The organism is Bacillus sp. DTU_2020_1000418_1_SI_GHA_SEK_038 (assembly GCF_032341175.1).
GTDB lineage: Bacteria > Bacillota > Bacilli > Bacillales > Cytobacillaceae > Cytobacillus.
Map to the genome: position 1 here is coordinate 1,225,869 of NZ_CP135435.1, position 14,799 is coordinate 1,240,667.

14 protein-coding genes are annotated in these 14,799 nt (G+C 36.9%); 9 read left to right on the plus strand and 5 right to left on the minus strand.

Annotation, left to right across the window (positions count from 1 at the left end; translation table 11 throughout):
- Positions 1 to 152: 152 nt before the first annotated feature.
- The 5 genes from RRV45_RS06055 to RRV45_RS06075 all read right to left on the minus strand — a co-directional run bounded on the left by RRV45_RS06055 (position 153) and on the right by RRV45_RS06075 (position 4,892).
- Positions 153 to 455: a DUF5634 family protein gene (locus RRV45_RS06055; RefSeq protein ID WP_315667894.1), complete on the minus strand. Its 303-nt coding sequence runs from the start codon at positions 453 to 455 to the stop codon at positions 153 to 155.
- Positions 456 to 555: 100 nt separating this feature from the next.
- Positions 556 to 1,314, minus strand: a complete 759-nt coding sequence (locus RRV45_RS06060) for an AAA family ATPase (RefSeq protein ID WP_315667895.1) — start codon at positions 1,312 to 1,314, stop codon at positions 556 to 558.
- 124 nt (positions 1,315 to 1,438) lie between these two features.
- Entirely contained in the window at positions 1,439 to 2,800 is a 1,362-nt protein-coding gene (locus tag RRV45_RS06065) for an FAD-binding oxidoreductase (protein WP_315667896.1), read from the minus strand.
- A gap of 37 nt (positions 2,801 to 2,837) precedes the next feature.
- Entirely contained in the window at positions 2,838 to 4,022 is a 1,185-nt protein-coding gene (locus tag RRV45_RS06070; protein WP_410489362.1) for an aminotransferase A, read from the minus strand.
- A 135-nt stretch (positions 4,023 to 4,157) separates the two neighbouring features.
- Positions 4,158 to 4,892 (minus strand): IclR family transcriptional regulator, encoded by a 735-nt coding sequence (locus RRV45_RS06075; protein WP_315667897.1) that lies wholly within the window; start codon positions 4,890 to 4,892, stop codon positions 4,158 to 4,160.
- 175 nt (positions 4,893 to 5,067) lie between these two features.
- On the opposite strand from RRV45_RS06075, the gene RRV45_RS06080 reads away from it, so the two are divergent.
- The 9 genes from RRV45_RS06080 to RRV45_RS06120 all read left to right on the plus strand — a co-directional run bounded on the left by RRV45_RS06080 (position 5,068) and on the right by RRV45_RS06120 (position 14,708).
- A complete protein-coding gene (locus RRV45_RS06080) occupies positions 5,068 to 5,952 on the plus strand; it encodes a dimethylarginine dimethylaminohydrolase family protein (RefSeq protein WP_315667898.1) in 885 nt (294 codons plus the stop codon).
- A gap of 78 nt (positions 5,953 to 6,030) precedes the next feature.
- A complete protein-coding gene (locus tag RRV45_RS06085) occupies positions 6,031 to 7,125 on the plus strand; it encodes an ABC transporter ATP-binding protein (RefSeq protein ID WP_315667899.1) in 1,095 nt (364 codons plus the stop codon).
- A 37-nt stretch (positions 7,126 to 7,162) separates the two neighbouring features.
- A complete protein-coding gene (locus RRV45_RS06090; RefSeq protein ID WP_315667901.1) occupies positions 7,163 to 8,218 on the plus strand; it encodes an ABC transporter substrate-binding protein in 1,056 nt (351 codons plus the stop codon).
- Between the two features lie 14 nt (positions 8,219 to 8,232).
- On the plus strand, positions 8,233 to 9,135 hold the full coding sequence (locus RRV45_RS06095) for an ABC transporter permease (RefSeq protein WP_315667903.1): 903 nt from the start codon (positions 8,233 to 8,235) through the stop codon (positions 9,133 to 9,135).
- Between the two features lies 1 nt (position 9,136).
- The gene (locus RRV45_RS06100; protein WP_315667905.1) at positions 9,137 to 9,919 is read left to right on the plus strand and encodes an ABC transporter permease; all 783 of its coding nucleotides are present in this window, start codon (positions 9,137 to 9,139) and stop codon (positions 9,917 to 9,919) included.
- 130 nt (positions 9,920 to 10,049) lie between these two features.
- The gene (locus RRV45_RS06105) at positions 10,050 to 11,024 is read left to right on the plus strand and encodes an L-lactate dehydrogenase (protein ID WP_315667906.1); all 975 of its coding nucleotides are present in this window, start codon (positions 10,050 to 10,052) and stop codon (positions 11,022 to 11,024) included.
- Between the two features lie 136 nt (positions 11,025 to 11,160).
- Positions 11,161 to 11,922 (plus strand): dimethylarginine dimethylaminohydrolase family protein, encoded by a 762-nt coding sequence (locus RRV45_RS06110; protein WP_315667907.1) that lies wholly within the window; start codon positions 11,161 to 11,163, stop codon positions 11,920 to 11,922.
- 52 nt (positions 11,923 to 11,974) lie between these two features.
- On the plus strand, positions 11,975 to 13,600 hold the full coding sequence (locus RRV45_RS06115; protein ID WP_315667908.1) for a M20/M25/M40 family metallo-hydrolase: 1,626 nt from the start codon (positions 11,975 to 11,977) through the stop codon (positions 13,598 to 13,600).
- 223 nt (positions 13,601 to 13,823) lie between these two features.
- Positions 13,824 to 14,708: an ROK family protein gene (locus RRV45_RS06120; protein WP_315667909.1), complete on the plus strand. Its 885-nt coding sequence runs from the start codon at positions 13,824 to 13,826 to the stop codon at positions 14,706 to 14,708.
- Positions 14,709 to 14,799: the final 91 nt, after the last annotated feature.

Here is a 14,799-nt window from a genome sequence, read left to right on the forward strand (position 1 = left end):
AAGCGCATGGATTTCATCTTAATCCATGCGCTTTGTGTGATTTACCCTTGTTATTTAACCTGCTGTTTGTTCTGTGATTTCCAATGTTTTTTTACATTACTCGGTACCGAAGCTGCCCCCCTCCAAGAAAGAGGCTTCATTATTGATAGCATTTAGATCTCTCGTAAAACACTCTCTAAATCATCATAACCACTTTGATCATTTAACTTAGGATCATCAGGCTCGAGTGTCCACTGATCTTTTTCCAGTGCTAATTCACCTTGATCATTTTTAAGATAAGGACTATGAATATGGTAGGTTTTCCCGTCTTTATTGACTGTATATCCTAGGTAATAACGATCCCCTTCACCATGCTCCTCAAAAATTCCGATATCATCAATGCCATATTTGTCGATAAAGGATTGAAAAGGCTGCTGTAAATTATTTATGATTTGTTCTCGTGGTAAAAAATCCATATCAATATTGCTCCTTCCAATTATTCCTATACTTAATATGGCATTCATTAGATCTTTTCATTAATAAAAAGCAAAAAATTATCCAAGCAGTGAAATTTTCTTAATCATTCAGTAGGTGATGCAGGATTCTTTCCCTGTCCTCAAAAAACTGTTTCATCATCTGGTAATGTCCCGTTTCCTCGAGTGAAGTTTCCTTTGCGCCATCTTCTGTAAATTCTATAATGGCAGCATTCGGATAAGACATAATGATAGGGGAATGAGTGGCAATGATGAATTGTGAATTCTGCTGGACTAATTCGTGAATTCTAGCAAGCATGGATAATTGCCGCAGAGGAGATAGTGCAGCTTCGGGTTCATCCATGATGTATAGACCGTTTCCTCTAAACCGATTCATAAAAGTTGCCCAGAAAGATTCTCCATGTGACTGTTGATGAAGTGACACGCCTCCGAATGAATCGATAACCGGGGGACCCCCTCCAAACTCCCTATCCATTTCCTCAATATTGGATGCTACATTATAGAAGGTTTCTGCTCGAAGGAAGAAGCCATCACTAGGTTTTATGACTCCTTTCACCAGCCTAATATAATTGTCTAATTCTGAATGGGAATCATAAGTGGAAAAATTGAAATTAAATGAGCCGCCTTCCGGATTAAATCCAGCGGCAACCGCAATGGCCTCCAATAAGGTTGACTTCCCCATGCCATTATCACCGACAAAGTAAGTTACGTTTGGATGAAAGGATAGCTTATCCAGCGTTTGGATGCTAGGTAAATTAAATGGAAATCTGTTAAAGGAAGGGATATGCTCACGTTTTAGGCTGATCCTTCTTAAATAATCACTTTCGATAAAATGCTCCATATCCAATTCCCCTTTGAATCACTTTCTTTTATCTTAACAAATCGTTATCAGGTAGAAAAGCAAAGGTGCCAAGCACCACGAATCAATTATTGTGGAGCCTGGCACCTTATCAGGCAGCCTCATATTATTCAAAAATTTTCCCTGGATTCAATATACCATTTGGATCCAATACATTTTTTATATCTTTCATAACATCCAGTGCTTCCCCGTGCTGAAGGGACTGGTATTTCTTTTTCCCTAATCCAACCCCATGTTCTCCTGTACAAGTTCCTCCACAAGCCAAAGCATATTTGACGATCTTTTCATTAAATTGATTTGCCCGTTCCATATCTAGGGGATTATCGGTGTCAATTAATACTCCTGCGTGAAAGTTTCCATCACCGATATGACCAATGATGTCACCTTGCAATCCTGATTCATCTAAACATTTTCGGGTATATTCTACTGCATCTGCTAGTGTGGACAGTGGAACACAAACATCCGTATTCATGACTTGTTTCCCAGGGTTCTCGTGAATGAGCGCATATAAAGAATTATGTCTTACTTCCCATAGCTTTGCTCTTCCTAATGAGTCAGTTTCGAATTCAAACTCATAACAGCCAAATTCATTGAATATTTCTTTCGTTAGTTGAACATCCGATTCGACACTGCCTTTAGAACCGTGGAATTCTAGAAAGAGAGAAGCCCCCTCAGAATAATTTGTACCATATACTTTATTCATATATTGGATTGTTTCCCCCTCAACCAATTCAACTCTGGCAATCGGTACACCAACGGATAACATGGCGGTAGCAGCTTGAATGGCCTCGTTTACAGATGGGAATACGGCACGTGCAGCCATAATGACTTCTGAAATACCATGAACTTGAAGCGTTAATTCAGAAAAAATACCTAATGTTCCTTCTGAGCCAACAAATAGTTCTGTTAAGTTATATCCTGAAGATGATTTTTTTGCTTTTCCACCAGTTTGAATAACTCGACCGTCAGATAAAACGACTTCCAAATTTCTTACATTATCTTTCATCGCACCATATCTAACGGTTGTTGTTCCACTTGCATTAGTAGAAGCCATACCTCCTAGTGTGGCATCAGCACCTGGATCAACTGAAAAAAACAACCCATGTTTTCCAAGTTCCTTATTTAATTGCAGCCTTGTCACACCAGGTTGAACACGAACTAGAAAATCGTCTGGATTTATCTCTAGTATTTTATTCATTTCTTGAAAATCTAGAGAGATTCCTCCTTTTAAAGGAATCGCAGCCCCCTCAAGACCTGACCCCACTCCGAAAGGGGTAACAGGAATTTTATGTTCATTTGCAAATTGCATAATTGTAACAATCTCTTCTGAATTTCTTGGGAAGACGACAACATCGGGAAAGCTCGCTTCATGAAATGATTCATCTTTACTATGATTTAAACGAACGGTTTCATTCGTACTGATACGATCATTAGGAACAATTTGTTTTAATTTCTCAGCAAGCGTCATGTTTATCTCCTCACATTATGAAACTTCAATACTAAAATCATATATTCCAACTATTATTTAACCGCTTTGAGTGTAAGAAACGTTCAATTCCATCTAGACCCTTTACTAAATCCTCCATCGATTGTGCATACGAAATTCGAATATATCCTTCACCATAATCAGAGAAAGAACTTCCAGGAATAACAGCGACTTTTTCTTGTTCAAGGAGGTTCATAGCAAAATCCATTGATGATAGCCCTGTACTTTTAATCGATGGGAAAATATAAAATGCCCCTTTTGGTTCAACGACATCTAAGCCCATTTCTTTTAGTCTTATATAGGCGAGATCTCTTCGATGTTTATATTCATTTTTCATTGCTAATACTTCTTCCGTATACACACCTTGTTTTAATGCCTCAACTGCAGCATACTGGCTAATCGTACTTGGACAAATCGAATTAAAAGAATGTATTTTATAAAATTGGTCGATTAAGTAAGAAGGAGCAAAAGCAAAACCTATGCGCCATCCAGTCATAGAATGTGATTTTGAAAGTCCGTTTATTATAATCGTTTTCTCCTTTAAATTTGGAATCGAACCGATTGAAAAATGTTTTTCATCATAGAGCAACTCACTATATACTTCATCCGCCACAATAAATATTTGTTTATCTTCTAGCACTTTGCCAATCTCAAGCACTTCTTTTTCAGATAAAATTGTTCCAAGCGGGTTGCTAGGATAAGGGAGAAGTACACAACGAGTTTTTTCGGTAATATGCTCTTCTATTTGCGCAGCTGTTAATTTAAAATCACTATTTGATGTATCAACATAGACAGGGACTGCATTACATAACTTGATTAAGGGTTCATACCCTGGATAAATAGGAACAGGTAAGATGACTTCAGATCCTTCTTCTAGAATCGTGCGAAAGGCAAGATCAAGAGCTTCACTTGCCCCAGTTGTGACGATGATTTCATCTTCCGGACGATACGATAAATTATAATTTTCGCGAACATAATTACTTGCTGCTACACGTAATTCATAGAGTCCGGCTGTTTCTGTGTAGGCATTTTGATTTTCGATAATTGCTTTTACTCCAGCATCTTTTACATATTCAGGGGTAGGGAAATTTGGTTGGCCAAATGTCAGATTTATAATGTCTGGTGAACGATCGACTTTATTAGCAATTTTACGAATGCCTGACATTTCAATACCTACTACATTTTTATTTAGTAGATTAATCATTGTAATCATTCCTTCCATAATTTAGCTCTTTTTGTGTTCGAGGCCTAAGGGCGAATTCTTTTAGATTAATAGCTAAAAGGAAAAGTATTTTATAAGAGGTAACCACCACCCTTAATATTTTGCTTCATAAGAATCTTAGCTTGAATGCCCCATTTTCCACGAAATTTTGTTTCCTGTATTTATCACTTCATCAATAATTCCCTTTAATGTTTCATCCTCCATATTCGAGATATTTAATTTAATACTGACAGCACCAATCACCCCGCCGTAATGATTGAGTATAGGTGAAGCGATAAAAGAAATACCGTCATTTTGCTCGTCATGAAGCAATTCATATCCGTCAATTTTAATTTTGTTTAAACGTTGAAAGAATGCAGTTCTTTCAGCTTCTGGAACGGATTCGTTCACTACTTTTCCTACAAAGTCAGTTGTCATATGTGCTAGCATCGTTAGATTAGCTGCACCTTCGTGTAACGGTGTTCTAAGGCCTAACTTGTCATGTACTCGAATGGTTTGATGTATACAGTCAATTCTTTCAATAATGATAGATTCCGTACCTATTGGCTTGCTCAAATATACCGTTGCCTCTACAGTCCTCATTAAGTTTTCTAATTCAGGTCGTAACACGCTAACATAATCAAGCGTGTCGTAAACAATTAATCCGTATTCAAGCCACAGATTACCAAGTCCATAGAGCTTACTTTTCGGATCTTGTTGGATCATTTCATGTTTAATCATGGCATTGAGGTTACGATGCAGGGAACTGGTGGGAAGTTTACATTCTTTAGCCAGTTCTGTGATAGAGAATTGGTTCGGATAATGTTGAATTAAGACCTTTACTATATGCATGGCGCGATCAATTGATTGCATCAAAATCCCTACCTTTCTATTAAGCAGCAACATGCTGGGAATACTTTTCCATTGTTAAGGGAATTTTCAGATATCTGAAAATTATTAATTGACAATAATCTCATTTTTCATTATATTAAAACTAATTCCCGTTAGCAAGAATAAAATTCCATTAGTCGGAAAGGTTGATAAAAATATGATAGAAACTTTGCAATATTGTAGTTCAATGTTTAAGAAATTGGATCATGTTATTGTGAAAAATCCAAAAGATGCATTTATTAGCCAAGAACATTTACATCAACAATGGAAAACATTCAATTATATTGAGGAACCAAATTATGAGGATGCAGTAAGGGAGTATGAAGAATTTATTGCAATCCTAGAAAAACACGTGAACAAAATTGATTATTTACCGTCATCTAATAAAACAGGGATTGACTCTCTATACGCACATGACCCAGTCAAGTTTACAAAACATGGTGCAATCATCTTGAATTCAGGTAAAAGACTAAGACAACCTGAGGCGGAAGTCTATAAAGAGTTTTTAAAAGAAAAAAAAATCCCGATTATTGGTGAACTTACCGGTGATGCAATAGCAGATGGAGGAGATATTGTTTGGCTTGATGATCGTACCTTAGCAGTAGGTCGTGGTTACAGGACAAATGAAGAAGCAATCCGTCAATTAAGAGAAATAACAAAGCCATTCGTTGATGACTTTATCGTTGTACAGCTTCCTCATGATCAAGGAGAAGCGGAGTGCTTACATCTTATGTCTTTCATCAGTATAGTTGATCAAGATTTAGCAGTTGTCTATTCGCGTTTAATGCCTGTCTTCTTCAGACAATTATTAGTGGAGAAAGGCATTCAATTGATTGAAGTACCTGAAGAAGAATATCACAATCTCGGTTGTAACGTTTTGGCACTTGCCCCAAGAGTTTGTGTGATCACATCTGGAAACGATTACACAAAAAGAGAACTTGAAAAAGCTGGAGCAACAGTCTATGAATACAACGGAAAAGAAATCTCTTATAAAGGAACAGGTGGACCTACATGTCTCACTGCCCCTGTTGTAAGAGTATAGGTAATATAGCAAAAATAGTTTACTTAATTAGCAGGTATATAGTTTTTAGAACGCATCGCGTTGGAAGGAGGGTATTGGATGGTATTAGGCAACAGTTTATCCATTGTCAATGCTTCAAAGTATTATAAGAAGTTTAAAGCAGTTGATGATGTGAATTTAGAAGTAAATCAAGGGGAGTTTCTCACTATATTAGGACCAAGTGGTTCTGGAAAGACGTCATTACTTAAACTAATTGCAGGATTTGAACAGTTAAATCAAGGGGCTATTATATTAAATGATCAAGATATTTCGAAGAAAAAACCTTACGAGAGAGATATCGGGATGTTATTTCAAAATTATGCCCTTTTCCCTCATATGACGATTTTTGAAAATATCGCATATCCCCTACGCCTTCGTAAAGTACCAAAGGCAGAAATCAATGAAAGGGTAGAAGCTGTTCTGAAGCTTGTCCATCTAGAACAATTTGGATCAAGATATCCTGAACAATTAAGTGGAGGACAACAACAAAGGGTAGCACTGGCAAGGGCAATTGTCTTTAACCCGCCACTTCTCCTTTTAGATGAGCCACTTGGAGCACTCGATAAACAATTACGTAAGAAAATGCAACTGGAAATAAAGCATATTCAAGAACAAGTCGGAATCACAACTGTTAGTGTGACACATGATCAGGAAGAGGCATTAACCATGTCAGATAAAATTTGTGTCATGAACAACGGAAGGATCGAACAGGTTGATACCCCTGAAAACTTGTACAAGCGGCCTAAGAATCGCTTTGTAGCTGAATTTATCGGTGAAATCAACTTAATTAAGGGCAATGTTGTGAGTGTTGACGAAGAAAAAGCAAAAGTAAAAGTAAATGATGGTTTTATAGTTGATATCGGAGTAGATACTGAACTAGTCATGAAGAATAATTCGATGCTGATCGCTCTTCGTCCAGAAAATATTCAGATAGCTAAAGAAGAGTCTGAATTTCATAACACGATTAAAGCCAAAGTTATTGAATCCATTTATGTTGGCGAGGCCTTTAATATTAAGACAAGAACGGAAACAGGAGAGGAAATAACAGCGAAGGTCCCTGCACATGTTTCTAATTTACCATTAAAAGATAAAGAAATTATTCTAGGATGGAATTATAAGGATGCTTGTTTAATTCATGATGAAACACCAGCATAAAATTAAAAAAATAATGATGAAAGAGGGGAAATGATTCATGCCAAAGAAAATAGTAGTTTTCCTATTTGCAATGTTTGTTGCAGTTATTGTAGCGGGCTGTGGAAACGAGGCAACAAATGGTAAAGAAAGTAAAGAACTAATAGTTGTAGATTGGGGAGGCCCTTATACAGAAATTCACCAAGAAGTTGTATTCAAACCATTTGAAGAAAAATATGATGTCAAAGTGAAAGTTGTAACACCGCCTGATGTAGGAAAATTAAAATCAATGGTGGAAAGTGGAAATGTTGAATGGGACGTTGTGAGTGTAGGTGATGATTTTGCCATTCGAGGCGGGAGAGAGGGTCTATTAGAGAAATTAGACTTTGATGTGATTAAAACAGATGGACTTCCAGAAGAGCTTGTTCACGATTATGCTGTTCCTGAAAATACATTTTCTACAGTGATTTCCTTTAATACGGATACATTCCCTGTAGATAAGCATCCGACAACATGGGCTGAGTTTTTCGATACAGCCAATTTTCCTGGAGATCGTAGCTTATATAATGATCCAATGTGGACGTTAGAAGCAGCTCTATTAGCTGATGGAGTAGAACCGGAAAATTTATACCCATTAGATGTCGACCGTGCATTTAAAAAGCTTGATGAAATAAAAAGTCATGTGAAAGTGTGGTGGACAGCAGGTGCGCAGCCACCAGAGATACTAGCGACAAATCAAGTGCCATTATCGAGTTCGTGGGCTGGCCGTGTTATAGCAGCCAAAACTGATGGGGCAGCAGTTGATGTAGATTTCAATCAAGGCCTAATTTTATCAAACTCCTGGGCAGTACCTAAAGGAGCACCAAATAAAGACTTAGCAATGAAATTTATTGCCTTTTCTTTAGAACCTGAACAACAAGCAGCTCTTTCAAATAAATACGACAACGCACCAGCTAATGCTAATGCAATAGAGTTGTTAACTGACGAATCAAAAGTCCGATTAGGTTTAGATGACTCCACTGATTTACTACAAAAACAGATATATATTAATACCAATTGGTGGGTTGATAACTACGAAGAGGTTAATGAACGCTTTAGAACATGGCTTCTAGAATAAATGGAGGTTGAAATATGATCGAAGTTAAAACTGAGACATGGGTACCTGATAAACAGGTATCCTTCTCCCGCCGTTTAGCAAGAATATCTGGATTACAATGGCTTCTTTTGATTATCCCATTGGCATATATCTTAATTTTAATGTTCTTTTCAATGATCGACTTTTTTAAACTTAGCTTTTTTAATGCTGATGGATTTACATTAGAATATATCAAATCCTTTTTTTCTACTCCAGTTTATTTGAAAGTGTTGTGGTTGACGTTAAAAATCTCTTTGCTCGTTACGGTATTTGCATTAGTGATTGCCTATCCGCTCGCATACTCATTAGTGATAACAAAATCAGCACTATGGAAAAGAATTATTTTTTCAGCTGTGTTAATTCCATTTTGGATAAGCTTACTTGTTCGTACATTTGCTTGGACAATTTTGCTTCGGAAAAATGGGGTCATTAATATCATACTAATGAAATTAGGGATCATCGACCAACCACTTGAGCTTATATATAATACGACTGGAGTTGTCATCGCGATGACTCATATTCTTCTGCCATACATGGTCTTAAGTCTCTATTCTGTTATGGCAGGGATAGATCAAAGATTGCTTCAGGCAGCACAAGGTATGGGAGCACGTCCTATGAAAGCTTTTTTTCAGGTCTTTTTCCCATTATCGGTTCCGGGGCTGCTCTCTGGTTCTCTATTAGTCTTTGTAATGGGAATTGGGTATTTTATTACACCCGCTTTATTGGGCGGACCAAATACAATCATGATTTCGATGTTAATTGAAAGTAATATTAACACAACATTGAATTGGCACTTAGCCTCAGTTCTAGCTCTAGTATTATTTGTTGCAACGATCCTTTTGCTATTGATTGCTCTTCTGGTAACAGGAAAAAATCCTGTATTGAAGGAGTTGGAATAGGATGTGGCTTAAAATATTGGTAGGCACTATTGTTATTGCTTTAATTTCTCCTATTTTAGTTGTGATTCCGATGTCTTTTTCTTCGGCTAGTTACTTTGAATTTCCAATTCCGGGTTACTCTCTGAAATGGTATCTTAACTTTTTCAATAACGATGAATGGGTAATAGGGTTAATTAGAAGTCTAGTCATCGCATTTTTCACTGCGATATTATCTACTATTTTAGGAATTATGGCTTCACTCGCTGTTTCGAGATTAAACTTTTGGGGTAAGAAGTTGTTTATGTCGTTGATGGTTGCTCCAATGATCATTCCAGTCATCATTACAGGGGTTGCACTATATCATTCCTTCGCTCCACTTAAACTGACGAATAACTTTGTCGGCTTAATATTAGCACACACAATTTTAGCAATCCCCATTGTTTTTGTAACAGTAACAGCTAGTTTGAAGGGGATGGACCGTAACCTTGAATTGGCTGCGATGGGGCTAGGTTCAACCCCATTTGGAGCATTCTTTAAAGTAACACTTCCGTTAATTCGACCAGGTGTGTTATCAGGTGCGTTATTTGCCTTTATTATTTCCTTCGATGAAGTTGTCGTCACCATCTTCTTAGGCGGACCAAATACAAAAACATTACCAATTGCTATGTGGGAAAATCTGAGAATCCAAGTGGATCCAACAATGGCAGCTGTCTCTTCGATTCTAATTGTCATCACTATTGGATTGTTTGTTTTGGGAGAATTCTTCACAGCACGTAAAGCCCGAAAAGTCAGTAAGAATTTATAAGAAATAAAAATTTGCCTAGTTTAGGTGAAAAATCACCTAAACTAGGCGATTCTTGAAAGATAGCATCATATTCTACAAGACAAAATATCAAGAATCTCTTTAGCTTATGTTTAAATAAGGGAGAATTGTCATGAAAAAAAATGTTAATAGAGTTGCAATCATAGGTACTGGTTTTGTTGGTTCGAGCTATGCTTATGCATTAGTTAATCAAGCAATTGCAGAGGAAATCGTATTAATTGATATGAATCGCGATAAGGCCGATGGAGAAGCCATGGACTTAAACCATGGGAAATTGTATTCTTCTTCTCCTACAAAGGTTTGGTCAGGAGACTACAGCGATTGTAAAGATGCGGATATTGTTTGCATAACAGCTGGAGTTAGCCAAAATGAAGAGATTACAAGATTAACTGTAGTCGAAAAAAACACCAAGATTGTAAAAACCATTGTAGAACAAGTGATGAATTCCGGGTTTAATGGAATCTTTGTAATTGCGTCAAATCCAGTTGATATCATCACATATGCCACATGGAAATTTTCAGGTCTTCCGAAAGAAAGAGTGATTGGATCTGGAACCATGCTAGATACAGCCAGATATCTATTTATGCTGGGTGAGTATTTTAACATGGACTCCAGAAATATAAATGGATATATTATTGGCGAGCATGGTGACTCACAGTTACCTGCTTTAAGTACTGCAACAATTGGTGGAAGATCAATCATAGACATTGTAAATTCTGAAAGTAAATATTCAATTGAAGATCTTGAAAAGATTGCAGTGAATGTACGCGATGCAGCAACTCATGTTGGTAATCGTAAAGGCGCAACATACTATGGAATCGGTATGTGCTTAGCAAGGCTCACAAAAGCAATTCTTAAAAACGAAAATATAATATTGCCTGTATCTGCTTACTTAGATGGGGAGTATGGATTTAACGATGTGTATGTCGGTGTACCTGCGGTTATTAACAGGCAAGGCTTGAGAAACATTGTTGAAATGAATATAAATAAGGATGAAAAAGAAAAACTAACTGCTTCTGTTATGATTTTGAGAAATACGATGGAACCAGTAATCAATCGTTTAATTTCTGAAAAGCAGGTTCAGTAATATTTGCTTGGAATCCCTTACCTATATAGGAATAATAAAAATAAATAATCGTTTGACATTGTAAAATAGCAATTTGGTGTTTTCACATAGTGGAATTTTATTTCGTTATACAAAAAAATATTTCGGAGGTTTTATTATGTTCAAAAATATTATTGTTAAGAGACCAGCAGGAACGTTAGTGAATGGATTAACTACTTCAGAACTAGGAAAACCAATATTTGAAAAGGCACTTGTGCAGCATGATGCTTATATTGAAGCCCTAAAAACATGTGGGGTTGAGATTACAGTACTTCCGGAAAATAGTGAGTTTCCTGATGCTACTTTTGTAGAGGACACGGCAGTTCTAACAAAGGAATTTGCGGTAGTAACAAATCCCGGGGCAGAAAGCCGCAATAGGGAAATTGTTGAGATAGAACCAGCATTGAAGCATTTTTATGAAAGATTTTATCATATTGAAGCCCCTGGAACTCTTGATGGAGGCGATATTTTACAAATTGAGGATCATTTCTATATTGGAATTTCGGCTAGGACTAACTTAGAAGGAGCAGAACAATTAAAGCAAATTCTTGAATCTGAAAACTATAAAGCGACTATTATAGAGCTAAAGAAATTTTTCCACCTGAAAACTGGGGTTACTTATATTGGAAATGGTACAGTACTTGTGGCAGGAGAATTTACAGATCATGATGCATTTAATTCATATAACAAAATAATCGTACCAGCTGAGGAAGAATACGCTGCAAACTGCATTCGTGTAAATGATTATGTCATCATTCCTTCAGGTTATCCAATTACGAAGAAGAAAATTGAAGATGCCGGCTACCAAACAATTGAAGTGGACACTTCTGAATTCCGTAAAATAGATGGCGGTCTAAGCTGCTTGTCATTACGATTTTAATTGATTACTTTAAAAATTGTAGTTCCATTACCTATAATGGGAGTTGAAGGCTATGTTGGAATACCAATGGGCGACAAAAGAGGGGCTCCGCAACCTATTATGTGAGGTTGTTAGTTGGGAAAGTCGAACACTCACTGCTGGAGAACGGGAATTTCCAGAAAAGTTAGCTTCAAAGTTGCGTAAATTAACTTATTTTCAAGAAAATCCTAATCATTTAGGAATTTATGATGCAGATCTTGGCAGGAGATTTGTTACCGCTTTATATAAACATCCAGAGGCACAAGAAACGATAGTTCTGATTAGCCATTTTGATACAGTTTTTACAGAAGAATATGGGGATCTCGAGGATTATGCATTTCAGCCTGAGAAATTGACTGAAATGCTTTATAGTCGAATTAATAGTCTTCCACCTGATGCTCAGGAGGACCTTCTTTCTGGTGAGTATTTGTTTGGCAGAGGTACGATGGATATGAAAATGGGTCTCGTCATGCATATGGGAGTAATCGAAAAGGCTTCTATTGAAAAATGGCCTATTAATCTTGTTTTGTTAACAGTCCCAGATGAAGAGGTTAATTCAGCTGGTATGCGGGCAGCAGTAGTGAAATTAGTTGAAATGAAGAAAGTGCATGGCCTTAATTATAAATTATTCTTAAATGGCGAGCCTGTCTTTTCTCAACAGCCTGGTGATAACAATTATTATGTCTATTCTGGTTCAATCGGAAAAATAATGCCCTCTGTACTTTTTTATGGACGTGAAACCCATGTTGGCGAACCATTAGCTGGAATTACAGCACCTTATATAGCCTCTTTTATGACACAGAAAATGGAGTGGAACGAAAAATTTCAAGAAACTGTGTTAGGAGAGAAGACGCCACTTCCAGTAACTTTACAGCAAAAGGATTTAAAAATGGAATATTCTACACAAACACCGTTTAGGTCAACAGCCTTATACAATGTATTCTTAATGAAGAAAAACGCTGCAGAAATTATGGATATATTCGAAGAGATTGCAAAAGAAGCAGCAATAGAATGCAACGAAGCGTATTTTAAAACATGTGCAGTTCAGAATATTAGGCCAGTAGGTCAAGTTCGTGTACTTCGTTATGAACAATTGTTAGAACATGCAGTAACAAAGCTTGGTAAAGTCTTTGTTGAGTCCGTTCAGGCAGAAGTTTTCGCGAACAAAAAGTGGGACGACCGAGAAAAGTGCTTACGTATCGTTGATACATTGATGATTGAATGCCAGGAGCTTGCACCTGCAATGATTTTACTTTTTGCTCCACCGTATTACCCTGCTGTTAATTCGTCTGATTGTGATTTCATTAAAGAATGTGTGGACTATATTACAGAGCAAGGCAAGATAAAGTTTGATCTGCCCGTTCAACAAATTCACTATTTCAATGGAATAAGTGATTTAAGTTATGTGAATTACAAAGATACTGGACAAGGTTGGACAGCATTCATCGCAAATACACCAGTTTGGGGAGAATGCTACAGTATTCCATTTGAACATATGAAAGAACTTCAAGCACCAGTTTTAAACATAGGTCCCTTCGGAAAAGACGCACACAAACGTACTGAACGCCTGAACACAAAGAGTGCATTTGAGGAAGTACCGGTGCTAGTTGAAGGATTAATCAAGATGATTAGTCCACAGCCTGTTCATTCCATTCCCTAAAAAAAAATATGATTATGAAGGAGCCCAAGATTACCATCCTGTGGCTCCTTTTCGCTTACTTATCAATAAATCAGGGCTATACTTGGTTTATGGGAATATAGTAAAAGTACAAGTATGTAACAGAAAAAATTTACTAAAGATTAGCCATTACATCTTTCCCTGCCTATAATATTGTTTCTATGTTTCAAGATTTGAAAAGCCCAAGAAAATGGAGAGTGAAAAAATGAAAATATTAGCAATAGACATAGGGGGTACTTCAATAAAAACGGGCTTATGTGATGAGCATGGACATTTTGAAATGATGAAAGAATACGAAACCTTAGTAAGGAACGGGGAAGGTAACGTAGTTGAAAAGCTGTTAAAAATAATCTCTGAATTCCATAACATTGACGCAATCGGCATTAGTACAGCGGGTCAAGTAAATAGCGAACAGGGATACATCTATGCTAGTGAAAACATTCCAGACCTTACAGGGAAAAGATTAAAAGAAATTGTGGAAAAGAAGTTTCATGTACCTGTCAAGTTAGAAAATGACGTGAATGCAGCTGCTCTAGGTGAAAAATACTTTGGGGCAGGAAGGGATTTAAGTGATTTTCTTTGCCTGACTTATGGTACTGGAGTTGGCGGGGCAATTGTTCTCGAATCTAAATTATATAAGGGGCATAAAGGAATAGCTGCTGAATTTGGCCATATGATCACCCACCCTCTTGGCCATAAATGTGGATGCGGTCGTCTAGGATGCTATGAAACTTACGCCTCTACTACAGCTTTGGTTAATAGGGCGAAAGAAATAAATAAAGATTACCTAAATGGAAAAAATATTTTTGCCCCGGCAAATCAAGATGACCCAATACTTGAAAAGGCTATACAAGATTGGATATTTGAAGTAGCTCTCGGGCTAACATCCCTAATTCATATTTTTGATCCCCCAACAATTATTATAGGGGGCGGGGTGATGGAGCAAGAAAAACTTGTTAATAGGGTGTCAATGAAAGTAAAAGAATTAATCTTGGAAAGTTATTCAGATGTATCAATTATTAAGGCTTCCCTTGGAAATAAAGCAGGGATATATGGTGCCGCTTCATTGCACCTCAAAAGTAGAAATTAGAATGAGTCAATGTTTTAAAAATAGGTTACTAATTTAATAATTATTATAAAAAATAGGAAATAATAACGGAAGGATCTCTGTGATCACTTCC

What these genes read in the sequence shown, in the direction of transcription:
- RRV45_RS06055 (WP_315667894.1), bottom strand. Translation starts at nt 455, where the DNA reads ATGGATTTTTTACCACGAGAACAAATCATAAATAATTTACAGCAGCCT.
- RRV45_RS06060 (WP_315667895.1), bottom strand. Translation starts at nt 1,314, where the DNA reads ATGGAGCATTTTATCGAAAGTGATTATTTAAGAAGGATCAGCCTAAAA.
- RRV45_RS06065 (WP_315667896.1), bottom strand. Translation starts at nt 2,800, where the DNA reads ATGACGCTTGCTGAGAAATTAAAACAAATTGTTCCTAATGATCGTATC.
- RRV45_RS06070 (WP_410489362.1), bottom strand. Translation starts at nt 4,022, where the DNA reads ATGATTAATCTACTAAATAAAAATGTAGTAGGTATTGAAATGTCAGGC.
- RRV45_RS06075 (WP_315667897.1), bottom strand. Translation starts at nt 4,892, where the DNA reads ATGCAATCAATTGATCGCGCCATGCATATAGTAAAGGTCTTAATTCAA.
- RRV45_RS06080 (WP_315667898.1), top strand. Translation starts at nt 5,068, where the DNA reads ATGATAGAAACTTTGCAATATTGTAGTTCAATGTTTAAGAAATTGGAT.
- RRV45_RS06085 (WP_315667899.1), top strand. Translation starts at nt 6,031, where the DNA reads ATGGTATTAGGCAACAGTTTATCCATTGTCAATGCTTCAAAGTATTAT.
- RRV45_RS06090 (WP_315667901.1), top strand. Translation starts at nt 7,163, where the DNA reads ATGCCAAAGAAAATAGTAGTTTTCCTATTTGCAATGTTTGTTGCAGTT.
- RRV45_RS06095 (WP_315667903.1), top strand. Translation starts at nt 8,233, where the DNA reads ATGATCGAAGTTAAAACTGAGACATGGGTACCTGATAAACAGGTATCC.
- RRV45_RS06100 (WP_315667905.1), top strand. Translation starts at nt 9,137, where the DNA reads ATGTGGCTTAAAATATTGGTAGGCACTATTGTTATTGCTTTAATTTCT.
- RRV45_RS06105 (WP_315667906.1), top strand. Translation starts at nt 10,050, where the DNA reads ATGAAAAAAAATGTTAATAGAGTTGCAATCATAGGTACTGGTTTTGTT.
- RRV45_RS06110 (WP_315667907.1), top strand. Translation starts at nt 11,161, where the DNA reads ATGTTCAAAAATATTATTGTTAAGAGACCAGCAGGAACGTTAGTGAAT.
- RRV45_RS06115 (WP_315667908.1), top strand. Translation starts at nt 11,975, where the DNA reads ATGTTGGAATACCAATGGGCGACAAAAGAGGGGCTCCGCAACCTATTA.
- RRV45_RS06120 (WP_315667909.1), top strand. Translation starts at nt 13,824, where the DNA reads ATGAAAATATTAGCAATAGACATAGGGGGTACTTCAATAAAAACGGGC.